The 21,555-nt window shown below is 66.7% G+C and carries 27 protein-coding genes and 3 tRNA genes; 16 read left to right on the top strand and 14 right to left on the bottom strand.

Annotated features, from left to right (window positions below):
- The 3 genes from trmB to thiS are packed head-to-tail and all read right to left on the bottom strand — an operon-like array spanning position 1 to position 1,804.
- Positions 1-729, bottom strand: a complete 729-nt coding sequence (gene trmB / locus C995_RS0102655) for a tRNA (guanosine(46)-N7)-methyltransferase TrmB (RefSeq protein ID WP_018863462.1) — start codon at positions 727-729, stop codon at positions 1-3.
- Positions 730-731: 2 nt separating this feature from the next.
- Entirely contained in the window at positions 732-1,538 is an 807-nt protein-coding gene (locus C995_RS0102650) for a thiazole synthase (protein ID WP_018863461.1), read from the bottom strand.
- 59 nt (positions 1,539-1,597) lie between these two features.
- Positions 1,598-1,804: a sulfur carrier protein ThiS gene (thiS, locus tag C995_RS0102645; RefSeq protein WP_018863460.1), complete on the bottom strand. Its 207-nt coding sequence runs from the start codon at positions 1,802-1,804 to the stop codon at positions 1,598-1,600.
- Between the two features lie 66 nt (positions 1,805-1,870).
- Here thiS and C995_RS0102640 point away from each other — a divergent pair.
- The 3 genes from C995_RS0102640 to C995_RS0102630 all read left to right on the top strand — a co-directional run bounded on the left by C995_RS0102640 (position 1,871) and on the right by C995_RS0102630 (position 2,624).
- A tRNA-Gly gene (locus C995_RS0102640) sits at positions 1,871-1,944 on the top strand.
- A gap of 85 nt (positions 1,945-2,029) precedes the next feature.
- On the top strand, positions 2,030-2,467 hold the full coding sequence (locus C995_RS0102635; protein ID WP_018863459.1) for a Fur family transcriptional regulator: 438 nt from the start codon (positions 2,030-2,032) through the stop codon (positions 2,465-2,467).
- An 81-nt stretch (positions 2,468-2,548) separates the two neighbouring features.
- Positions 2,549-2,624: transfer RNA gene (locus C995_RS0102630), tRNA-Thr, on the top strand.
- A 37-nt stretch (positions 2,625-2,661) separates the two neighbouring features.
- Here C995_RS0102630 and C995_RS0102625 read toward each other — a convergent pair.
- Positions 2,662-3,990: a DEAD/DEAH box helicase gene (locus C995_RS0102625; protein WP_018863458.1), complete on the bottom strand. Its 1,329-nt coding sequence runs from the start codon at positions 3,988-3,990 to the stop codon at positions 2,662-2,664.
- A 105-nt stretch (positions 3,991-4,095) separates the two neighbouring features.
- Between C995_RS0102625 and trxA the strand changes: the two genes are divergently transcribed.
- Positions 4,096-4,422 (top strand): thioredoxin TrxA, encoded by a 327-nt coding sequence (trxA, locus tag C995_RS0102620; protein WP_012983830.1) that lies wholly within the window; start codon positions 4,096-4,098, stop codon positions 4,420-4,422.
- Positions 4,423-4,633: 211 nt separating this feature from the next.
- Positions 4,634-5,893: a transcription termination factor Rho gene (gene rho, locus C995_RS0102615; RefSeq protein ID WP_018863457.1), complete on the top strand. Its 1,260-nt coding sequence runs from the start codon at positions 4,634-4,636 to the stop codon at positions 5,891-5,893.
- A 93-nt stretch (positions 5,894-5,986) separates the two neighbouring features.
- Here rho and C995_RS0102610 read toward each other — a convergent pair whose 3' ends face one another.
- The 5 genes from C995_RS0102610 to rph all read right to left on the bottom strand — a co-directional run bounded on the left by C995_RS0102610 (position 5,987) and on the right by rph (position 9,265).
- Entirely contained in the window at positions 5,987-6,235 is a 249-nt protein-coding gene (locus tag C995_RS0102610) for a transcriptional antiterminator, Rof (RefSeq protein ID WP_018863456.1), read from the bottom strand.
- A complete protein-coding gene (locus C995_RS0102605) occupies positions 6,232-6,426 on the bottom strand; it encodes a CPXCG motif-containing cysteine-rich protein (protein WP_018863455.1) in 195 nt (64 codons plus the stop codon). Before C995_RS0102605 ends, C995_RS0102610 begins: the two co-directional genes overlap by 4 nt.
- Positions 6,426-7,625: a radical SAM family heme chaperone HemW gene (gene hemW / locus C995_RS0102600; protein ID WP_018863454.1), complete on the bottom strand. Its 1,200-nt coding sequence runs from the start codon at positions 7,623-7,625 to the stop codon at positions 6,426-6,428. The genes C995_RS0102605 and hemW overlap by 1 nt, the downstream gene beginning before the upstream one ends.
- A gap of 21 nt (positions 7,626-7,646) precedes the next feature.
- Complete coding sequence (gene rdgB, locus C995_RS0102595) at positions 7,647-8,258, bottom strand: RdgB/HAM1 family non-canonical purine NTP pyrophosphatase (protein WP_018863453.1); 612 nt, start codon at positions 8,256-8,258, stop codon at positions 7,647-7,649.
- Between the two features lie 278 nt (positions 8,259-8,536).
- Positions 8,537-9,265: a ribonuclease PH gene (gene rph / locus C995_RS0102590; protein ID WP_026278901.1), complete on the bottom strand. Its 729-nt coding sequence runs from the start codon at positions 9,263-9,265 to the stop codon at positions 8,537-8,539.
- A 165-nt stretch (positions 9,266-9,430) separates the two neighbouring features.
- Here rph and C995_RS0102585 point away from each other — a divergent pair, with 165 nt between their 5' ends.
- The 5 genes from C995_RS0102585 (at position 9,431) to C995_RS0102565 (ending at position 13,893) form a co-directional block, all read left to right on the top strand.
- Complete coding sequence (locus C995_RS0102585) at positions 9,431-10,294, top strand: YicC/YloC family endoribonuclease (RefSeq protein WP_018863451.1); 864 nt, start codon at positions 9,431-9,433, stop codon at positions 10,292-10,294.
- A gap of 9 nt (positions 10,295-10,303) precedes the next feature.
- On the top strand, positions 10,304-10,531 hold the full coding sequence (locus C995_RS0102580; protein ID WP_018863450.1) for a DUF2835 family protein: 228 nt from the start codon (positions 10,304-10,306) through the stop codon (positions 10,529-10,531).
- Positions 10,532-10,630: 99 nt separating this feature from the next.
- On the top strand, positions 10,631-11,062 hold the full coding sequence (locus C995_RS0102575) for an Hsp20/alpha crystallin family protein (protein ID WP_026278900.1): 432 nt from the start codon (positions 10,631-10,633) through the stop codon (positions 11,060-11,062).
- A gap of 242 nt (positions 11,063-11,304) precedes the next feature.
- On the top strand, positions 11,305-12,219 hold the full coding sequence (locus C995_RS0102570) for a DnaJ C-terminal domain-containing protein (RefSeq protein WP_018863448.1): 915 nt from the start codon (positions 11,305-11,307) through the stop codon (positions 12,217-12,219).
- A 321-nt stretch (positions 12,220-12,540) separates the two neighbouring features.
- Positions 12,541-13,893, top strand: a complete 1,353-nt coding sequence (locus tag C995_RS0102565) for a DegQ family serine endoprotease (RefSeq protein ID WP_018863447.1) — start codon at positions 12,541-12,543, stop codon at positions 13,891-13,893.
- A gap of 229 nt (positions 13,894-14,122) precedes the next feature.
- On the opposite strand, the gene C995_RS0102560 is transcribed toward C995_RS0102565, so the two are convergent.
- Together C995_RS0102560 and moaD are read right to left on the bottom strand one after the other, a co-directional pair.
- Positions 14,123-14,560 carry a molybdenum cofactor biosynthesis protein MoaE gene (locus C995_RS0102560; protein WP_018863446.1) on the bottom strand — a complete coding sequence of 146 codons (438 nt, stop codon included), beginning with the start codon at positions 14,558-14,560 and terminating at the stop codon, positions 14,123-14,125.
- Position 14,561: 1 nt separating this feature from the next.
- Positions 14,562-14,795: a molybdopterin converting factor subunit 1 gene (gene moaD, locus C995_RS0102555; RefSeq protein ID WP_018863445.1), complete on the bottom strand. Its 234-nt coding sequence runs from the start codon at positions 14,793-14,795 to the stop codon at positions 14,562-14,564.
- A 45-nt stretch (positions 14,796-14,840) separates the two neighbouring features.
- Between moaD and moaC the strand changes: the two genes are divergently transcribed.
- The 5 genes from moaC (at position 14,841) to C995_RS0102530 (ending at position 19,128) form a co-directional block, all read left to right on the top strand.
- Positions 14,841-15,332 (top strand): cyclic pyranopterin monophosphate synthase MoaC, encoded by a 492-nt coding sequence (moaC, locus tag C995_RS0102550; protein WP_018863444.1) that lies wholly within the window; start codon positions 14,841-14,843, stop codon positions 15,330-15,332.
- Positions 15,329-17,563, top strand: a complete 2,235-nt coding sequence (locus C995_RS0102545; RefSeq protein WP_018863443.1) for an AsmA family protein — start codon at positions 15,329-15,331, stop codon at positions 17,561-17,563. The genes moaC and C995_RS0102545 overlap by 4 nt, the downstream gene beginning before the upstream one ends.
- 82 nt (positions 17,564-17,645) lie before the next feature.
- On the top strand, positions 17,646-18,701 hold the full coding sequence (gene mutY / locus C995_RS0102540; protein WP_018863442.1) for an A/G-specific adenine glycosylase: 1,056 nt from the start codon (positions 17,646-17,648) through the stop codon (positions 18,699-18,701).
- Positions 18,685-18,960, top strand: coding sequence for an oxidative damage protection protein (locus C995_RS0102535; protein WP_038070483.1), 276 nt, complete (start codon positions 18,685-18,687; stop codon positions 18,958-18,960). Before mutY ends, C995_RS0102535 begins: the two co-directional genes overlap by 17 nt.
- 92 nt (positions 18,961-19,052) lie before the next feature.
- Positions 19,053-19,128 (top strand) — tRNA-Phe (locus tag C995_RS0102530).
- A 127-nt stretch (positions 19,129-19,255) separates the two neighbouring features.
- On the opposite strand, the gene C995_RS0102525 is transcribed toward C995_RS0102530, so the two are convergent.
- Positions 19,256-19,516 carry a helix-turn-helix domain-containing protein gene (locus C995_RS0102525; protein ID WP_018863440.1) on the bottom strand — a complete coding sequence of 87 codons (261 nt, stop codon included), beginning with the start codon at positions 19,514-19,516 and terminating at the stop codon, positions 19,256-19,258.
- Position 19,517: 1 nt separating this feature from the next.
- The gene (locus C995_RS0102520) at positions 19,518-19,799 is read right to left on the bottom strand and encodes a type II toxin-antitoxin system mRNA interferase toxin, RelE/StbE family (RefSeq protein WP_018863439.1); all 282 of its coding nucleotides are present in this window, start codon (positions 19,797-19,799) and stop codon (positions 19,518-19,520) included.
- 91 nt (positions 19,800-19,890) lie between these two features.
- Here C995_RS0102520 and def point away from each other — a divergent pair, with 91 nt between their 5' ends.
- A complete protein-coding gene (def, locus tag C995_RS0102515; protein ID WP_026278899.1) occupies positions 19,891-20,427 on the top strand; it encodes a peptide deformylase in 537 nt (178 codons plus the stop codon).
- Here def and C995_RS0102510 read toward each other — a convergent pair.
- Positions 20,420-21,532, bottom strand: coding sequence for a CapA family protein (locus C995_RS0102510; RefSeq protein WP_018863437.1), 1,113 nt, complete (start codon positions 21,530-21,532; stop codon positions 20,420-20,422). The two genes, def and C995_RS0102510, sit on opposite strands and share 8 nt — an antisense overlap.
- Between the last annotated feature and the right edge of the window lie 23 nt (positions 21,533-21,555).

Genomic DNA, 21,555 nt, shown 5'->3' with positions numbered 1-21,555 from the left:
TCAGGCCTCGGCGTCCGTGCGCCGGTAGAGCAGATCCGCTACCGCGTGGCCGCGCCGCTCGCCGCGCCGTTCGAACTTGGTCACCGGGCGCTCCGGCGGCCGCCCCGGGGCCGGCACCGGACCATCCGGCTCGAACCACGGTGCGCATTCCTCCATTACCGCGATCATGTGCTCGGCGTACTCGGCCCAGTCGGTGGCCAGATGCAGCCGCCCGCCCGGGCGCATGCGCGAGGCCAGCAGGCGCACAAACGGCGGCTGAATCAGGCGGCGCTTGTGGTGGCGCTTCTTGTGCCAGGGGTCGGGGAAATACACCTGCATCCCGTCCAGGGCGCCCGGCGCGATGTAGTGCTCCAGCAGTCCCACGGCATCGTGGTCGGAGACGCGCACATTGGTCAGGCCGCGCCGTTCCACCTCGCGCAGCAGGTGACCCACCCCCGGGCGATGGACCTCGGTGCCGATGTAATCGCGCTCCGGGTTCTGTGCGGCCTGCTCGGCCAGGCTCTCGCCGTCACCAAAACCGATCTCCAGCGTGACTGGCGCCTCGCGACCGAAGACGGCCGCCAGGTCCAGCGGTGCCGCGGGCTCCGGCAGTGCGAGCCCGAAGCGCGGCAACAGCTCGTCCAGGGCGCGCTGCTGCCCCGGCGTCAGCCGCCCCTCGCGGCGCACGAAACTGCGGATACGCCGATAGAAGGGCTTGTCGCCGGAAGTCGAATCGGCAGACTCACTCATGCTCAGCTGAAGAACAGGCCGGTCTGTGGCGAGGAGGCCGAGGCGTAGCGGCGCGGCGCCATGCGCCCGGCGCGATAGGCCTGGCGCCCGGCGATGATCGCGTGGCGCATGGCCGAGGCCATCATCACCGGGTCGTCGGCGGCCGCGATGGCGGTATTCATCAGCACCCCGTCGCAGCCCAGCTCCATCGCGATCGAGGCATCCGAGGCCGTACCGACGCCGGCATCGACCAGCACCGGCACCTGGGCGTTTTCGACGATCTCGCGGATGTTGTAGCGGTTCTGGATGCCCAGCCCGGAGCCGATCGGGGCGGCCAGCGGCATGATCGCCTGGCAGCCGATGTCCTCCAGCCGCCGGGCCAGCAGCGGGTCGTCCGTCGTGTAGACCATCACGTCAAAGCCCTCGGCCACCAGGATCTCCGCGGCCTTCACGGTCTCGAACGCGTCCGGGTACAGGGTCTTCTCGTCGCCCAGGACCTCCAGCTTCACCAGGTTGTGGCCGTCCAGCAGCTCGCGCGCCAGACGGCAGGTACGGATCGCGTCATCGGCGGTGAAGCAGCCGGCTGTGTTCGGCAGCAGCGTGTAGCGCTCCGGCGAGATCACGTCCAGCAGGTTGGGCTCGTCCGGGTTCTGGCCGATGTTGGTGCGGCGGATCGCGACCGTGACGATCTCCGCCCCGCTGGCCTCGATGGCATCACGGGTCTGGTCAAGATCGCGGTACTTGCCGGTACCCACCAGCAGGCGGGAGGTGAACTCGCGTGTGCCCACGCGGAAGAGGTCGTCGGCAGACGCGGCGGCCGATTCGGTCATGGTGATTCCTTCGTTGAAAGTAATTGCGGATGGGGTACGGACAGGAGAGTCTTGTGCGCCTACCCGCCCCCGATCGCCTGCACGATTTCCACGCGATCGCCGGAGCGCAACGGGTGTGCGGCGTGCTCGCTGCGCGGCACCAGTTCCTCGTTCACCTCCACCGCCAGCCGGCGACCGCCCAGGCCACGCGCCTCGATCAGCGCCGCCAGGGTTGCCTCGCCATCATCGGGGAGTTCGAAGGGTTCGCCGTTCAACTGGATCTGCATCGTTACCTGGTCAGGATCGTTTGCCGTTGAGCCGGAGGCCGGCAAGGCCTACAATCGCCGACTCAAGCGGGTGTAGTTCAATGGTAGAACGGGAGCTTCCCAAGCTCTTAATGTGGGTTCGATTCCCATCACCCGCTCCATTCTATCAGAGGCTTGCGCCTCCGGACCCCCCATCGGACTGACGTGATCTGGACGTGATCCAGCGGCTGTTATATTGTCCGGAATATGTCTGCTACATCTGACAATCCGATTCTGCTGGACGTCGATGACGCACGCGCCCTGCTGCGCAAACACGCGATCTCGCCGACCGAGCAGCGCGTGGAGATCGCGCGGGTCATGTTCGCGCGCCACCAGCACCTGAGTGCCGAACAGATCCTCGGTCGCCTGGTGCAGCATTCGTCGCGCGTCTCCAAGGCCACGGTCTACAACACGCTCAAGCTGTTCGCGGAAAAGGGGCTGGTGCGCGAGGTCGTGGTCGACCCGACCAAGCTGTTCTACGACTCCAACCTGAACCCGCACCACCACCTGTTCCACACCGATACCGGCGAGCTGGAAGACGTCGACCCTGCGCGGGTCGATATCTCGCACCTGCCTGCGCTGCCGACGGGCAAGGAACTGCTGGGCGTAGACGTGATCATCCGGGTCAGCAGCCGCAAGGCCTGATCCATCCCCCGCGTCGCCAACCGCACTCAAAGCCGCGCGGGATTGTTGTCGAGCCCCACCCCCGCTATTATGGCGCGCTTCGCCGACGTAGCTCAGTTGGTAGAGCAATCGATTCGTAATCGATAGGTCGCAGGTTCGACTCCTGCCGTCGGCACCATTTCCCCTGTTTCCCGCTGCATCGGCCGGCCCGGCCCTCAGGCGCCGCCGGGCCCCCTTGGCTTGCCGCTTCCGCCGCGATGACGGTGGCCGCCGCCCGACCCGCGCGCATCACCGCGCCCGCTGCCCCCGCGACCGCCGCCGCGCCGGTCGTCGCGGGGCTTGCGCGGGCGCGGCTTGGGGCGCACCGGGTCGCTGAACAGGGCCTCCGGGGCCACGCTCTCGGTGGGGATGCGTTCGCCGAGATAGGACTCGATATCCGGCAGGTAGAACGCGGAGTCCTCGCAGCCAAAACTGATGGCATCACCCTCGGCCCCGGCTCGCGCCGTGCGCCCGATGCGGTGCACGTAGTCCTCGCCCGACTGCGGCAGATCAAAGTTGAACACATGGGTCACGGCGGGAATGTGCAGCCCGCGCGCCGCGACGTCGGTCGCCACGAGGAAGGTGTACTCGCCCGCGGTGAAGCGCTCCAGCAGGCTCGAGCGCTTTTTCTGCGGCACATCGCCGGAGAGCAGCGCGGCCTTCTGCCCGTTCGCGTTCAGCCAGTCGCAGACCTTCTCGGCACCATGTTTGGTGTTCACGAACACGATGGCCCGCTCCGGCTCGAGGTCGCGCGCCAGGCCCAGCAGCAGCGGGATCTTCTCCTCGTTCGCCGGGTAGTAGATCACCTGGCGCACGCGATCCGCGGTCAGGGTCTCGGCCTCGACCTGGACCTTTTCCGGGTTGTTCATGTGCTCGTAGGCCAGCTCCATCACGCGCAGCGACAGCGTGGCCGAGAACAGCATGGACAGCCGCTCGCTGGCCGGGGCGCAGCGACGCATCAGGAAACGCACGTCCTTGATGAAGCCGAGATCGAACATGCGATCGGCCTCGTCCAGCACCACCACCTCGGTGTGCTTGAGCCCGAACACCTTCTGCTTGAAGTAGTCGATGATCCGGCCCGGCGTGCCGATCAGGATGTCGGCGCCAGCCTCCAGCTGCTCGCGCTGGGTGTCGTAGCCGGTTCCGCCGTAGGCCAGCGCCAGCTTGAGTCCGGTTTCGCGCCCGAGCATCTCGGCATCCTTGTGGATCTGGATCGCGAGCTCGCGGGTCGGGGCCACGATCAGGGCGCGCACATCGGTCGCCCGGCGATTCGGCGCGGGCGCCTGGCGCAGCAGACGGTTGAAGGTGGCGATCAGAAAGGCCGCCGTCTTGCCCGTACCGGTCTGCGCCTGCCCGGCGACATCCCGCCCGGCCAGCGCAATCGGCAGGGTCAGCGCCTGAATCGGTGTGCAGGTCTCGAAACCGGTGGCGCGGATGCCCGCCTGCACGGCCTCGGGCAGATCAAGCTGGTCGAAGCGGGGCGTTTCCTGCGCGGGATCGGTCATGTGAATCCTCTGTTACTTGAACTGTCTGGCGATGATCGTCGATAGTAAGGGCCGTACAGCCGGCGTTGCAGGCTGTTCCCCCAACCCAAGTGATGAGGGCTCGGAGTGAGCGACAAAATTGTGTACACGTCGGACGCCGGTTTCGACGAAGACGTCCTGAAGGCAGATCAGCCAGTCCTGGTGGACTACTGGGCCGAATGGTGCGGGCCCTGCAAGATGATCGCCCCCATTCTGGATGAAATCGCCGAAGAATACGCCGGCAAGGTCAAGGTCGCCAAGCTGAACATCGACGAGAACCCGTCCACGCCGCCGAAATACGGCATTCGCGGGATCCCGACGCTGATGCTGTTCAAGAATGGCGACGTCGAAGCCACCAAGGTCGGTGCGCTGTCCAAGTCGCAGCTGACCGCATTCCTGGACCAGCACCTCTGATCCGGTACGCCCCGGGCCAGCCCGAACGGCCCGGGGCACAAACAAGCACCAAAAAACTGTTTCAGGCCTTGCCCCAGGCGGGCACGTCGCTTACCATCAGTTCAGTTCAGGCGGTCGCCAGACCGCTACCTGCCCCCGATATTCAATCCAAGGCAAGCCGAGCGGCCATCCCCGGTCGCCGATCATCCACGTTGAAAACAGCACCCCACGAATGAACCTGACCGAACTGAAGCGGATGTCCGCTGCCGATCTCGTTGCCTTTGCAGAAGAAAAAGGCATCGAGAACATGTCTCGTGCCCGCAAGCAGGACATCATCTTTGCCCTGCTCAAGGCCCACGCCAAGAGTGGCGAAGCCATCTACGGTGACGGAGTCCTGGAGATCCTCTCCGACGGCTTCGGATTCCTGCGCAGCGCCGACAGCTCCTACCAGGCCGGGCCGGACGACGTGTACGTCTCGCCCAGCCAGATCCGGCGCTTCGGGCTGCGCACCGGCGACACCATCGCCGGGAAGATCCGCCCGCCAAAGGACAACGAACGCTACTTCGCGCTGCTGAAGGTCTCGGAGATCAACTTCGAGCCGCCGGAGAACGCCCGGCACAAGGTGCTGTTCGAGAACCTGACGCCACTGCACGCCTCCGAGCGCATGCGCATGGAGCGCGGCAACGGTTCCACCGAGGACATCACCGCGCGGGTGATCGACATCGTCTCCCCGTTCGGCAAGGGCCAGCGCGGCCTGATCGTCTCCCCGCCCAAGGCGGGCAAGACGCTGATGCTGCAGAACATCGCCCAGAGCATCGCGGCCAACTACCCCGAGTGCTACCTGATCGTGCTGCTGATCGACGAGCGCCCGGAAGAGGTCACCGAGATGGACCGCATGGTGCAGGGCGAGGTGGTCTCCTCCACCTTCGATGAACCCGCCCAGCGCCATGTGCAGGTCGCCGAGATGGTGATCGAGAAGGCCAAGCGCCTGGTCGAGCACAAGCGCGACGTGGTGATCCTGCTCGACTCCATCACCCGCCTGGCGCGCGCCTACAACACCGTTGCCCCCAGCTCCGGCAAGGTGCTCACCGGCGGTGTGGACGCCAACGCCCTGCATCGGCCGAAGCGTTTCTTCGGTGCCGCGCGTAACGTGGAAGAGGGCGGCAGCCTGACCATCCTCGCCACCGCGCTGGTGGATACCGGCTCCAAGATGGACGAAGTGATCTACGAGGAGTTCAAGGGCACCGGCAACATGGAGGTGCACCTGGAGCGGCGCATCGCCGAAAAACGCATCTACCCGGCGATCAACGTCAACCGCTCCGGCACCCGCCGCGAGGAACTGCTGACCGCGCCGGACGAGCTGCAAAAGCTCTGGATCCTGCGCAAGTTCCTCCACGGCATGGACGATATCGAGGCGATGGAATTCCTGCTCGGGCGCATGCAGTCCTCGAAGACCAACTCCGAGTTCTTCGACCAGATGAAGCGCAGCTGACGGGAAACGGCCCCCGCCCCTTCCCGTCATCGCGAGCGCCAGCGAAGCGATCTCCAGGGGCGAGCCAGACGCCCGCCACGCCAGGACGGCGTATCAGCCGGGCACCGGTTCGAAGCTGACCAGCCGGTCCAGCCGCCACCACTGCCGCCGGCCCGCGGCATCGCGCAGGATCAGGTACTCGGCCCCGCGCCGCGTGCGCAGGTCCAGCGGCCGCACCACCGCTATCCGGTCCATCTCGCCCCGGCGCCAGTGGGTACGCAGGTGGTGCCCGCGCAGAATCGCGAGTTCCAACTCGGAATAGCGCTCGCAGGCAATCGGTTTGTACGGCGGGGTCAGGCTCATTCACCCTCCCGTATGGCCTCTACCTGCGGAATCTCTGCATCCGGGCTCTCAACACGCCGAAAGACGATCGGCGCACAGCACACCCCGCAGTCCTCGACCCATTCCCGGTCCGTACTGACCATTTCCACGGTAGTCTCGCCCGGCTCGCCACACCAGGGGCAGATAAACCCGACAAACTCGACCGGTCGCATCACCGCACCTCCCCCGGACCCGCAAGCACCCGGACACCGGCTACCGCACCCGCCGCATCCTCCGGCAAAAAGTGCTCCAGAATCTCATTCAACAGCGCCAGACCGCGCTCGGTCGCCTGCAATCGCTGCGCATCCGCGACCAGGAGCCCCTCCGCCCGCAGCACACCCAGAGCGGGCTCCAGCGCACTCAAGGCAAGCCCGCTGCGCTCCTCGAACCGATGCGCGGGCACCCCCTCTACCAGACGCAATGCGTTCAACATGAACTCGAACGGCAGCTCGGCGGCCGGAACTGGCTGGTCCCGGTGCCGATCGGGCGTCTCCAGGTAGGCGGCGGGCTGGCGCGGCTTGACCCGTCGCAGGACCCGCCCGTCGGACGGCAGCGTCAGCTTGCCGTGGGCCCCGGCCCCGATGCCGAGATAATCGCCGAACGTCCAGTAATTTCGGTTGTGCCGACATTCCCGCCCTCTCGTGGCATACGCGGAAACCTCGTATCGAGTATAGCCAGCCGCAGCCAGCACACATTGCCCTTGTGTGAACAATTCCTCGATCGTGGAATCCGGCGGAAGCACCGGGGGCCGGGCGGCGAAATAGGTGTTGGGCTCCAGGGTCAGCTGATACCAGGAGATGTGCTCGGGTTCCTGATCGATCGCGGCCTGGAGATCGGCCAGCCCAGCCTCGACAGACTGCTGCGGCAGGCCGAACATTAGATCCAGGTTGATATTGTCGAACCCGGCGCCGCGGGCATGCTCGACCGCGGCATGGGCCTCGGCCCCGCCGTGGATACGCCCCAGGCGCTCGAGCATGGCGTCGTCGAAGCTCTGGATGCCCAGCGACAGCCGATTGACCCCGGCCTCGCGGTAGCCACGGAAGTACGCGCGATCTGCGGTGCCGGGGTTGGCCTCCAGCGTGATCTCGGCATCCGGGCGCAGGGGCAGCCGCGCACGCAGACCGGAGAGCAGGTCCGCCATTGCCTCGGGCGGGAACAGACTGGGGGTCCCGCCGCCGATGAACACGCTGTCCACGCGCCGCCCCCAGACATCCGGAAGCTGCGACTCGAGGTCGCGCATCAGCGCCTCGACATACGCGTCGAACGGGGCCTCGCCTCGCGGCTCGTGGGAGTTGAAGTCGCAGTACGGGCACTTGCGCACGCACCAGGGCAGGTGCACGTACAGGGCCAGCGGGATCGGGGATACGTTCATCCCGCGAGCATAGGCGCCGGCTCAGTGATCGGCACGTTCCCGCAGTTGTGCCACCAGTTTGGCCAGCGCCTGGCCGCGATGGCTCAGGCGATTCTTCGTCTCCGGGGGCAGTTCGGCCGAGGTGCAGCCCTCCTCCGGCACGAAGAACAGCGGGTCGTAGCCAAAGCCGCCAGCACCGCTGGGCTGCTCGACGATACGCCCCGCCCAGACCCCTTCGGCGATCAGCGGCGAGGGGTCCTCGGCATGCTCCAGAAACACGACCACCGCGCGAAAACGTGCGGTTCGCTGCGCCTCGGGGACGCCCGCCAGCGCCTCCAGCAGCCTGGCGTTGTTCGCCGCGTCGTCCGCGTCCGGCCCTGCATAACGGGCGGAGTAGATACCCGGCCGGCCGCGCAGGGCATCGACCTCCAGGCCGGAGTCATCGGCGATCGCGGGCAGGCCGGTATGCTGCGCGGCGTTGCGCGCCTTGAGGATCGCGTTTTCGACAAAGGTCAGCCCGGTCTCGTCGGCCTCGGGCACCGCATGCTCCGACTGCGGCTCGATTGCCAGCCCGAGAGGCCCCAGCAGGGCCCGGATCTCGCGCAGCTTGCCGGGGTTGCCGGTGGCGAGGACGACGCGACGGGACGGGTCCATGGCTCAGCCCCAGGGAGACACTGACTGATGGACACGTTCGCGCTCGAGTCGATTTTGCGTGCTGACAAGGCGTGGTGAGCGACGTGTAGCCGAGCTACATAAGCGAGCCGCAACGCAGTCAGCGGGCAAAATCGGCCGAGCCCCGTCCGTCAAGAATTTGTGGGGTTGGCACCCCATGTTCCCCGATCCTGCGTTGCGCCGCTTGCCGGTAGCACCACTACCGACTGCGCGCCGCGCCTGGTCTCGGGAAACATGGGGCGCCAACGCGAACGTGTCCATCAATCAGTGTCTCCCTTGGCCAGCGCCGCCCGCTGGGCCTCGACGATCTGCTGGATGCCCTTCTCGCCAAGATCCAGCATCTGGTTCAGCTCGTCACGCCGGAAGGCATGACCCTCGGCCGTCCCCTGAATCTCGATCACGCCGCCGGCCTCGTTCATCACCAGGTTCAGGTCGGTCTCGGCCTGGGAATCCTCGTCGTAATCCAGGTCGAGTACCGGCGTGCCGTTGAAGATGCCCACCGAGATCGCCGCCAGATGCCCGTGCAGCGGATCCTTGCGGATCATGCCCTGTTCGCGCGCCTTGCGGATCGCGTCGCGCAGGGCGACATAGGCACCGCTGATCGAGGCCGTACGCGTCCCGCCGTCGGCCTGGATCACGTCGCAGTCGATGATGATCTGGCGCTCGCCGAGCGCCTCGAGGTCCACCACGGCGCGCAGGGAGCGACCGATCAGGCGCTGGATCTCCATGGTGCGACCACCCAGCTTGCCGCGAGCGGCCTCGCGCGCCATGCGGTCATGCGTCGAGCGGGGCAGCATGCTGTACTCCGCCGTCACCCAGCCGCGGCCCTTGTTCTTCAGCCACGGCGGCACGCGCGACTCGATGGTCGCGTTGCACAGCACCCGGGTGTCGCCGAACTCCACCAGCACGGAACCCTCCGCGTGCCGGGTGAAATGGCGGGTAAAACGCACCGGGCGCATCTCGTCGGCTTGTCGGCCACTGGGTCGCATGCTTGATCCTTGGTAGATTGGAGAGGCGCGCAGTATACGGGAGACAGGGAGGCTCTCACATGAGCGCTCCCGCGAGCCAACGGGGGCACGCAGTGGCCGAGGCCTCCGGCGAGTCACACGCGCACGGGGTTGTTACCACGCGCAGGGCTATCAACAGGGGACTTTATGATCGCGAGCATGACCGGCTTTGCCCGGCAGCCAATGACGCTGGACCAGGGGGTTTACGACTGGGAGCTGAAGAGCGTCAACCACCGTTATCTCGAGTTGCGCATCCACCTGCCGGAGGCCCTGAGGGCGCTGGAGCCCGAGGTGCGCAACCGCCTCAAGAAGCGGCTCGCTCGCGGCAAGGTCGATGTGGCGCTGCGCGATCGCGGCCAGTCGCGGGGCTCGCCTGAGGCGTACGACGCAGAACGCGTGCAGTCGCTGATCGAGGCGACCGAGTCCATCGCCGACATGATGAAACACGATGCCAGCGTATCGCCGCTGGACATCCTGGCCTGGCCCGGTGTGCTGGAGGCGACCAAGGTCGACGCCGACGACCTTGCCACCCCCATTCTTGCTGGACTCGACACCGCGATCGACGCCCTGGTCGCGATGCGCGAAGCCGAAGGCCAGGAACTGGTCAGTGGCCTGCGCGACCGCCTTGAGGCCGTGGCCGAACAGGTTGCGTTCATTCGGCAGCGTAGAGACCCGATGCTGGCCGAGCAGCGCGACCGCACCCTGGCCCGCATCAACGAGCTGGACCTGAGCCTGGACCCGAAGCGACTGGAACAGGAGGTCGCGCTGCTGGCACAGCGCCTCGATATCGCCGAGGAGCTGGACCGCATCGACGGCCACGTAAAGGCGGTGCGCGAAATCCTGGGCAACAGTGGCCCCAGTGGCCGGCGCCTGGATTTCCTGATGCAGGAGTTCAACCGCGAGACCAACACCCTCGCCTCCAAGTCGCATGATCTGGAGATCACCCGCGCCACGGTCGAGATGAAGGTCCTGGTCGAGCAGATGCGCGAGCAGGTCCAGAACCTGGAATAGACCGGGTCGATGCATCGCTACCGCGTACGCCTGGCCATCTCGCGCCACGAGATGGAGGACTACTACACCGGGCGCGCGGCGGTCGTCTACGCCGAGTCGGAGGGCGGGATCAGCGTGCAGTTTCCCGCCCGGCTGCTGCGCCAGCACCTGGACCAGCGCGGCGTCTATGGCGTGTTCGAGCTGGTCACCGATAACCAGCATCGCCTGCTGGACTTCCGTCGGCTGGAGCACTCATAAACGTCCGCCGAAACGCCCCCAGCCCCCTTGAAATTCCCTCTGGGACCCCTATCTCCATGCATGAGCCAGAGTTGACACCCGCAAGAGGAGGGCAAGGCCATGACAATGATGCGTTACGAACCGTGGAGCCTGCTGGGTCAGCTGTCGCGCGAACTCGGCCGCATGCCGGAGCTGTCCGGCACGGAGGACTCCGCCGCGACTTCGGACTGGGCGCCGGCCGTGGATATCCGCGAAGAGAACGATGCCTACGTACTGCACGCCGACATCCCCGGCGTGGACCCGAAGGACATCGAACTCAACATGGAGAACGGCGTGCTGACCCTGCGTGGCGAGCGCAGGCACGAAAGCGAAGAGGAACAAAACGGCTACAAGCGGATCGAGCGGGTGCGCGGCACCTTCTTCCGCCGCTTCTCGCTGCCGGATACCGCCGATGCCGAAAACATCTCCGCACGCTCCGAGAACGGGGTGCTGGAGGTTCGCATCCCGAAACAGGCACGCGTGCAGCCGCGGCGGATCGAGATCGCCAGCTGATCCGGCACCAAACCCGTCCGCGACCGCTGTGGCTGCGGACGATTCGGGCGCTGCCGGCGCGAGCGGGCGGCGCCCCGTTTTTTGGAAGTCACCAAAGGATGCATGCGAGGCGATTCACAAGACCGATGCACGGGTGACAGCCGGATCCCGGCTATGATGGGAAGGGTCGGCCACGGGCCGATAACCCACGGAGGGATCCGGGTGTTCCCCGGGGTTCGGACAGAGGCAACTCTGGGAGTGCAATGGAATACAAGGACTACTACAAGATCCTCGGCGTCAGCCGCGACGCCAGCCAGGACGCCATCAAGAAGGCGTACCGCAAGCTGGCACGCAAGTACCATCCGGACGTCAGCAAGGACCCGGACGCCGAGACGCGCATCAAGGAGGTCAACGAGGCCTACGAGGCCCTCGGCGACCCGGAAAAGCGCAAGGCCTACGATCAGCTCGGTTCCAACTGGCGCCAGGGGCAGGACTTTCGTCCACCGCCCGGATGGGACGGCTGGACCCAGCACCGTGGGGCCGGTGCGGGAGGCGGGGCCGATTTCGGCGGCTTCTCGGACTTCTTCGAGTCCATCTTCGGCGGTGCCGGGATGGGCGGCGCGGGCCGTCGCCGCGGCACGGGCGGCTTCAACATGCGCGGTGCCGACCGCGAAGGCCGAGTCGAGATCACCCTCGATCAGGCGCTGAAAGGCACCGAGATCTCCGTGAACGACGCCGACGGGCGCGTGCAGCGCGTGCGCATCCCGGCCGGCGCCAAGGACGGCTCGCGCCTGCGCGTGCGCGGCCAGGGCGACCCGGGTGTGGGGACCGGCGGCGCCGGCGACCTGCTGCTGGAGATCCGCATCAAGCCCGACAGCCGCTACCGTGTCGACGGCCGCGACCTCTACCGCGATATCCCGATCACCCCCTGGGAGGCCGCACTGGGTGCCACCATCGAGGTGCCCACCCCGCACGGCTGGGTCAATCTGAAGATCCCACCGGGTTCGCAGTCCGGCAAACAGATGCGCCTGAAGGGCAAGGGCCTGCCGGGCAAGCCGCCCGGCGACCTGTATCTGAAGCTGATGATCCAGGCCCCGCCCGAGGACGAAGCCGGCGACTGGTACCGCAAGATGGCGGAACAGTCCTCGTTTGCGCCGCGCGCGGGGCTGACGCCGTAAGAACCCAGGGAAACACTGATCAATGTACACGCTCGCGTTGGTACCCCAGGTTTTCCGAGACAAGGCGCGGTGCGCAGCCGGTAGTGGCTCTACCGGCAAGGGCCGCAACGCAGGATCGGGGAACCTGGGGTACCAACCCCACAAGCCATTTAATGCAGGGGCTCGGCCGCCCGTTTTTTATAACAACGGGCGCGCGCTCGGCGTTGCGGCTCCCTTGTGCAGAATGACTGCACGGCAGTCACCGCGCCTTGTTCGCACGCAAAAGCGACTCGAGCGCGAGTGCGTACATTGGTCAGTGTTTCCCTAGTACAAGGAGCGCGCATGCTTCGGCTGGTCTCTTTCCTGATTCTGCTGTCGACCCTGGCCTGGGCCGGCCCGGCGCTGGCGCAACTCCCCGCCGAGGTCGACGGCCAGCCCCTGCCCTCGCTGGCCCCGATGCTGGAACGCACCATCCCCGGGGTCGTCAATATCGCTACCCGCGCCCGCGTGGTGGAATCCGTCAGCCCGCTGTTCGACGACCCGTTCTTCCGCCGTTTCTTCGACATGCCCGAGCGCCAGCGCGAACGCGAGCGTCAGGGGCTCGGCTCGGGCGTGATCGTGGATGCGGACGACGGCACCATCCTGACCAACAGCCATGTGATCGCGCGCGCGGACGAGATCCTCGTCACCCTGTACGACGGCCGCCAGTACGAGGCGGAGGTCGTCGGTACCGACCCGGCGACCGACGTGGCCGTGATCCGCATCGACGCCGAAAACCTGCGCGCGATCCCGCTGGCGGATTCCGATGCCCTGCGCGTCGGCGACTTCGTCGTCGCGATCGGCAACCCGTTCGGCCTCGGCCAGACGGTCACCAGCGGCATCGTCTCCGCGCTGGGGCGCAGCGGCCTGGGCGGCTCCGGGTTCGAGGACTTCATCCAGACCGATGCCTCCATCAACCCGGGCAACTCGGGCGGCGCGCTGGTGAACCTGCGCGGGGAACTGGTCGGCATCAACACCGCCATCCTGGCGCGCGGCGGCGGCAACATCGGCATCGGCTTCGCGATCCCGACCAACATGGCGCGCCAGATCCAGGACCTGCTGGTGGCCGAGGGCCGCGTCGAGCGCGGCGCACTGGGCGTCGGTATCCAGGACCTGACGCCGGCGCTGGCGCAGGCCTTCGATCTCGACGTCACCCAGGGCGCGGTCATTACCGACGTGCAGCCGGACTCCGCCGCGAGCCGCGCCGGGATCGAGGCCGGCGACGTCGTGCTGAAAGCCGACGGACAGGCGGTGCGCAATGCAGCCGATCTGCGCAATCGCCTGGGCCTGCTGCGGGTGGGAAGCGAGGTGGAACTGGATATCCTGCGCGACGGCCGCGAGCGCACCCTGACCGCGCGCCTGGAACGTCCGGAGACCCGGCAGGCCGAGGGTGCGGCGATTCACCCACGGCTGGAGGGCGTGCGTCTGGCGGAACACACGCCACCCGGCACCAGCCGCAGCCGTGTAGTGATCATCGACGTGGAAGCGGGCACCCCGGGCGCCCAGGCCGGGCTCCGCCCCGGCGACGTGCTGCTGGCGATCAACCGCCAGCGCGTCGAGCACCTGGCCGATCTGCCGCGCCAGCTATCGCCGCACCAGGCACTGGAGCTGCAACTGCGCCGCGGCAATCAGACGCTCTACCTGACGCTGCGCTAATACCGACCTGTCTCCCCTTCCGGCTTTGGCAGGGGCTTCGCCTGCAAGCAGGCTCCCACAAGGGTTCTTCCACCGCGCAGCCCCTATGTCGTCATCCCCGAAACCGCGCGGCGGTGATCCGGGATCTCGGGGCCTGTTGTCAGCATTGCGCAGGAGATCCCGGCTCTCCGCTTCGCTGCGGCCGGGATGACCGGGCCTGGCAGACAGCGCCTGGGGGGGGAGGAAAGGATCAGAAGCCGGGGGTGTTTTTCTCGACCCAGCGGTCGCTGCCGTCGGCGAGGCGTTCGCGCTTCCAGAACGGGGCCTCGTGCTTGAGGCGCTCCAGGATGTCGGAGCAGGCATCGCGCGCGGCGATCCGGTGCGCGGACCAGGTGGCCACCAGCACTAGGGCATCGCCGGGCCGCACGTCCCCTACGCGATGCGCAACGAGGCAGCCCAGCAGCGGCCAGCGCGTCTCGGCCTCGGCAACGATGCGCTCCAGCTCGCGCTCGGTCATGCCGGGATAGTGCTCCAGGAACAGCCCAGTCACAGTGTCGTCTTCGTTGAAGTCGCGCATGCGCCCGACAAACACGCTGGCCGCCCCGCGCGCCTCGGCCGGGATGTCTCGCTCTGCACGCGCCACCAGCGCCCAGGGGTCGAAGTCTTCGCTGTAGAGCTCGACGGCCACCTCAGCCCCCGGTCACCGGCGGGAAATAGGCGACCTCGTCACCATCGCGCACAACCGTATCCAGTGCAGCCTGTTCCTGGTTGACCGCCACCATCAGGCGTTCCGGCGGGGCGTCGCCATGCAGGTGCCGCCAGAGATCCCCCACCGAGATCGATTCGGTGGGCAGCTCGGCTGTTTCGTCGGCGCGACCCAGTTCCTCGCGCAGGCGTGCAAAGTAGTGAACAGTTACGGTCATGCGGGCCCCTGTCATCACGGGTTCAAGTCAAGCATTATAGCTACGATGAACGACTTCACTCACTTCGATGCGGAAGGCCATGCGCACATGGTCGACGTCGGCGGCAAGTCGGTCACCCACCGGGTAGCGATCGCCGAGGGCCGCATACACATGCAGCCGGAAACCCTCCAGCGTATCCGCGAAGGCCGCCATGCCAAGGGGGATGTTCTGGGCATCGCCCGCGTCGCGGGTATCATGGGTGCCAAACGTACCGGCGACCTGATCCCGCTGTGCCATCCGATCGGCCTGACGCGGGTGGCCCTGGAACTGGATATCGAGACTACCGCCGTCCGCGTGCAGGCGACCTGCGAGGTCCACGCCAAGACCGGCGTGGAGATGGAGGCCCTGACCGCGGTCTCCACCGCACTGCTGACGGTGTATGACATGTGCAAGGCCGTGGACCGCGGCATGGTGATCGATGGCGTGCGCCTGCTGGAGAAGCGCGGCGGCCGCAGCGGCACCTGGCGGGCGGACACGACGCAAGGAGACCCCCAATGAAATGGATCAAGCGCCTGCTGGCCCTGATCGCGATCCTGTTGCTGCTGGTCGTGATTGTCGCGATCTATCTGGTCGCGACCTTCGACGCCAACGACTACAAGGAGCGCATCGAGGCCGAAGTCCGCGACGCTACCGGCCGCGAACTGACCCTGGAAGGCCCGATCGGCCTGACCTTCTTCCCCAACCTCGGCCTGCGTCTGGAAGAGGTTCGCTTCGGCAATGCCGAGGGCTTTGGCGACGACCCGTTCGCCGAGCTGGATGTCGTCGATGTCTCCGTGGCGGTGATGCCGCTGCTGCGCCGCGAACTGGACGTGCGGCACATCGAGGGTGACGGCGTACGCCTGAACCTGGCGCGCGACGAAGACGGGCGCACCAACTGGGACGACCTCACCGAGCGCGCCGAGGAGGCCCGCGACGAGGCCGTCGGAGCCAACAACGGCGAGGAACGCACCGCCACCGAGTCCCGCCTTGCGATGGAGCGCATCGGCATCGCCGGCGTGACCCTGACCAACACACGGGTCAACTGGGACGACCGCATGACCGGGCTCCAGGCCACGCTGGATCCGTTCCGCCTGGAGGTCGGTCGCTTCCGCCCCGGCGTGGAAACCCCTCTGGAAATGGAGGCCGTCGTCAACGCCGAGGGCGGTGACCTACCGGAGCCGGTGGAGTTCGCGATGGACCTGGAAGGCCTGCTGAACGTGGACCTTCTGAGCAACCGCTATTCGATTCGCCGCCTGAACGCGACCTTCGGTGTGGAGGGAGCCGGCTTGCCACGCCCCATCGGGGTCTCGCTGGAAACCGACGTCGCGCTCGAAGTGGCCGATCAGGCGAGCATGCGCTTCGAGCGTGTGACGGTGGGCCTGGGCGACATGCGGCTAACGGGCTTCGCCGAACTGACTGGCCTGGATGCAGCCGAAGACCTGGCCGTTCGCAGCGAACTTCGCAGCAACACGTTTTCGCTGCCGTCCCTCATGGAAGACCTCGGTCTCGAACCGCCGAAAACGAGTGATCCGGATGCCTTGAAACGCGTGGCGCTGGACCTGTCGGCCAACGGCAGCCTGACGTCTCTGGAGCTGAGTCCGTTCCTGGTAACCATCGATGACACACGGCTGGTCGGCGATGCCCGCCTGGATACCAGTGGCGAACGCCCGCTGTTCGACTTCAACCTGAGCGGAAACGAGTTCAACCTTGACCGATACCTACCCCCCGAAGTCGAACGGGCGCGCACCGAAGGCGCCCCCGCCAATGGCGAGCGCGACGACGATGACGATGACGACATCGCCATCGAACTGCCGGTCGAGCTGCTGCGCGGCATCGATGTCCGCGGCGAAATGGCGCTGGAACGTCTGAACGCCCTGGGCATGGTGATGCGCAACATCCAGCTCGAGATCCGCGCCAACGAAGGCGACTGGCGCATCGACCCACTGGAGGCACAAGCCTACGAGGGCCAGCTGACCAGCCGCCTGCGCGTCGACGTGCGCGAGGATACGCCGCGCTACGAACTTGCGGCGGACCTGGGCGAATTGGACATCGGTGCACTGCTGGAGGACATGCAGGGGGACGAAGCGCGTCTGATGGGCATCGGGGATCTGGAACTGGATATCGCCACCCGCGGCAACACCGTCAATGCCTTGCGTAGTGCCCTGAACGGCTCCGGCTCCATGGCGTTCTCCGATGGCGCGGTGCGTGGCATCAATGTCGCCCAGGTAATCCGCCGCGCAGAGGCGCGGCTGCGCGGCGAGCGTCTGGAAGAAGACGAACCCAACCAGACCGACTTCAGCGACCTCACCGCCACCTTCGACATTCGTGATGGCGTCGTGCACAACGACGATCTCGAGGCCAATTCCCCGCTCCTGCGCATCCGCGGCGAGGGCCAGGCCGATCTGACGGACGACACCCTCGACTACCTGTTGAACACCACCCTGGTCGACACCATTGAAGGCCAGGGCGGGCGGCCGCTGGACGACCTGCGCGGCATCCGCCTGCCGATCCGCATCACGGGCACCTTCGGCGACCCGAGCTTCCGGCTCGACCTGGAAGACATCCTGCGCGAGCGCTTCGAGGACGACGCACGCGAACGTCTCCGGGAAGAAGGCGATCGCCTGCGCGACAGCCTGATGCAGCGCCTCGACGGTGGCCGCAGCGACGACGCCGACGACGAGACCGAAGAGTCCGGCGAACGCGACCTGCGCCGCGAGCTGGAGCGCGGCCTGCGCGAGCGCCTGCGGTAATCGTGCCGGCAGCCCTGGCACTCAAGCGGCCGGCCCTCGGGGTCGGCCGCTTCGTTTCTACCTGAGGGAAACACTGAGCGCGATGACACCCTTCGCCGAACGCCTGCTCGGCTGGTTCGACCGGCACGGGCGCAGCGACCTCCCCTGGCAGCACCCGCGCACGCCCTATCGCGTCTGGGTCTCCGAAATCATGCTGCAGCAAACACGCGTGGAGACGGTGATCCCGTACTTCCAGCGCTTCATCGAGCACTTCCCCGACGTCGAATCACTCGCGGCCGCCGAGCAGGACGCGGTCCTGCATCTGTGGTCGGGCCTGGGCTACTACGCCCGCGCCCGCAACCTGCATCGCGCAGCCCGGTACATCGTGAGCGAGCATGGCGGGGGCTTCCCGGATATGCGCGAGGCCCTGGAACAGCTCCCCGGCATCGGCCGCTCCACGGCGGCCGCGATCATCGCCCAGGCCCATGACCGCCCCGAGCCCATCCTGGACGGCAATGCCAAGCGCGTGCTCGCCCGCCACGCGGCCATCGATGGCTGGCCCGGCAGCCCGGCCGTGCAGCGCGAGCTGTGGGCCGAGGCCGAAGCCCGCACCCCAACTACCCGCTGCGCGGACTACACCCAGGCCATCATGGACCTGGGCGCCCTGCTGTGTACGCGTACCCGCCCCGACTGCCCGCAATGCCCCGTGGCCGGCGACTGCCAGGCACTGGCGCAAGACCGGACCGGGGAGCTGCCCGCGCCGCGCCCGCGCAAGGACCTCCCCACGCGCATCCGCCACGCCGCCCACCTGCAAACCGCCCAGGGCAGCCTGCTCGTGCAACGCGAGGCACAGGGCATCTGGGGCGGGCTGTACAGCCTCCCGGAGGCCGCGGATGCACCCGAACTGGACCAGTGGGTGCGCAGCCAGTGGCCGCAAGCCGAGGCCCACGACACCAACGGGCTGCGCCACACCTTCAGCCACTACCACCTCGATCTGCGCATCCACTGCTACCGTCTCCCGCCGAACGCGTGTGGGATCATGGAAGGCGACAGGTCGATTTGGTATAAACCCGGCACATCACGGGCGGTCGGCATCCCGGCCCCCATCCAGCGTTATCTGCACGACCACAAGGATTCCGGCAATGGCACGAACCGTTAACTGCGTGAAGCTCGGCCAGGAGGCCGAAGGCCTCGACTACCCGCCCTACCCGGGCGAGATGGGCAAGAAGATCTACCTGAACGTCTCCAAAGAAGCCTGGAATGCCTGGCTGGCGCACCAGACCATGCTGATCAACGAATACCGCCTCACCCCGGTCGATCCCAAGGCGCGCAAGTTCCTCGAAGAGGAAATGGAAAAATTCCTGTTCGGAGATGGCTCGGAAAAGCCAGAAGGCTTCGTCGACCCGAACCAGTCCTGATTCCGGGCGGTTCGGCCGCGTTTGCTTGACGTGGACGCCCCGGACCGCTTTAATACCGCCCTTCGCCCAAAGGGCGAATCCCTCCGAAAAATGGCCGGGTAGCTCAGTCGGTAGAGCAGGGGATTGAAAATCCCCGTGTCGGCGGTTCGATTCCGTCCCCGGCCACCATTATCTCTCCTGTGGCACCATCCTTCCCATGAGCGTTCGCCGTATCCTGCGCGTGGACCCCCGACGTGCGTCGTGCCTTCGGCCTGGTACCTGATCCGACTTTGAGTGTCCCCGAATGGCTTAATGGCTATGCGGCCGACTCATGCTCGACATCCCAGCCCGGGAATACGAGTACGGCGGGGTGGCAGCGCAATGCCCTTGCCAGGACCTTGGCACGATCAACACCGAGTCGTACGCGGTCATTCTCAATGGCCGAAATGGTCGACTGGGGGATCCCGGAGGCATTCGCCAGATCGTTCTGGCTCATTTCCTGAAGCTCACGCAGGATCCGGACCGATTCGCCAACCGAAACCTCAACCCTCTTCTTAGCCTTGCGATAATCACTCATGTCACGCCCTCCCGTAATCGTGGGGAGTTATCTTCTCGACTTCTACGAGCACCTTGTCCTTCTCCACCCGGTAAATAACGCGGTACTGGATATTCAGTCGCGACGATCGGAAGCCTTTCCACTTACCGGACAAGGCTTCGTCGTTGAAGCCCCGAATATGCCGCAACCCCTGCGGACCGGAGATGGTGACGATGTCCTTCCACTTCTCGTACCGCTTCTGAACTTCAGCAGGCGCGGCCGCCAGGTTCTTTTCTACCCTCTTGTGTTCAAAGACATCCCACATAGCAAATAGAGTATGTATGCCAAATATGGTATGTCAACTTTGGCATCCCGACGCGAGGGCGGAAGATACGGCATCGTGGCATCATCCTTCCATGAGCGTTCGCCGTATTTTGCGCATGGGGCACCCCGACCTGCGTCGCGTCTGCGACCCGGTACCCGACTCGCACTTTGACAGCCCCGAGCTGTACGCCCTGGTGGACGACCTGGTCGACACCATGCATGCCAACGAAGGGCTTGGCCTGGCCGCCGCGCAAATCGGCGTGGCGCAACGCGTGGCCGTGATCGAGATCCAGCCGGGCAACACCCGCTACCCCGGTGCCGTACCCACCGGCCGCCTCGTCCTCGTCAACCCGACCGTGACCGTGCTGGACTCAACGCCCCAGTGCTACTGGGAAGGCTGCCTGTCGGTCCCCGGCCTGCGCGGCGAAGTCGCCCGGCCGCGCCATATTGCCGTCGACTACCGCGAGCCGGATGGAACGCCCCGCCACCTGGAAGCCGAAGGCTTTCTCGCCACCGTGTTCCAGCACGAGATCGATCATCTCGACGGTATGCTCTACATCGACCGCGTCACCGACACCACCCGCCTCGCCTTCCTCGACGAGTACCGCGAATTCCACGCGACTAACTGACGACAAGATGCAACCGGCTGTCCTCGGCAAGGGATACCCGTCCGCCGAAGCGGCGTGCCTCGCGGTCCATGGTGGCCGCCAGCCAGCGGGCGTCGTCAGTCGCGGCATGGTTCAGGCGCAGGTGGCGGATCTGCAGCGGCACCATCTGCAAGCCGGCGAGCCGCCCGTCCTGTAGCGTGGCGATGTAGAGAAGCGACAGGTCACCGCGGTAGGCCTCGTGGCCGCCAATGCCCTCGTAGTCGTTCAGCAGGTCACCGCAGCCGTACAGGATCAGCCGCCCGCGATGGACTTCCAGCGCCCGCGGGTGGTGCGACGAGTGTCCATGCACCAGATCGACCCCGGCACGGTCGATGACCCCGCGCGCAAACGCGGTCTGCTCCTGCGAGATCGGATAGCCCCAGTTGCTGCCCCAGTGGATCGACAGCACCACCTGGTCGCCCGGCTGGCGCACCGCGGCGATCTGCTTGCCGAGGCGGTCGATGGTCGCATCCGACAGGTCGGGCAGGTAGTGCACACCGCAGCGCCCCGCACCCGCTACCCAGTCCCCCGGCACCCCGCTGCTGCGATGACCGGCCGCGAACACCAGCACCCGTCCACCCTGCGGACAGGCGAGCACCGCCGGCGCCTGCGCACCGTCGGTATCGTGCCCGGCCCCGACAGCGCACAACCCGGCCTCCTGCAGGGTGCCCAGGGTCTCCTCCAGCCCGGGGCGGCCCCAGTCCAGCACATGGTTGTTGGCCAGCACGCAGCAGTCCGGCGCGGCCACCTGCAGGCAATCGATATTGGCCGGGTGCATGCGGTAGTGCACGGCCTTGTCGGGCCACGGCTCGTCGCACGTGGTGACCGCTGTCTCCAGGTTGATGATCCGCAGATCGGCCTCGGGGCCCTGCAGCAAAGGCAGGGCATCACCCCAGATGTAGCCCGGTTCCACAGCGCGGGGCACCGGGCCGTTGGCGCGCTCGGCCAGCGCCACGTAGTCGCGCGCATCGCGCACGTAGCCTTCGTAGAGCTCGGGGTCGGAGGGCGTCGGCTGGATCTGGTCGATGCCGCGCCCGGTCATCACGTCCCCGGCCAGGATCAGCCGGACGGTGTGGGTCTCGTTCATGCCGCTGCACCTCCCGTCCCTTG

This window comes from Thioalkalivibrio sp. ARh3, assembly GCF_000377265.1.
Lineage (GTDB): Bacteria > Pseudomonadota > Gammaproteobacteria > Ectothiorhodospirales > Ectothiorhodospiraceae > Thioalkalivibrio > Thioalkalivibrio thiocyanoxidans.
The sequence above is the reverse complement of the archived record's forward strand: the minus strand, read 5'-3'. Positions and strand labels throughout refer to the sequence as shown.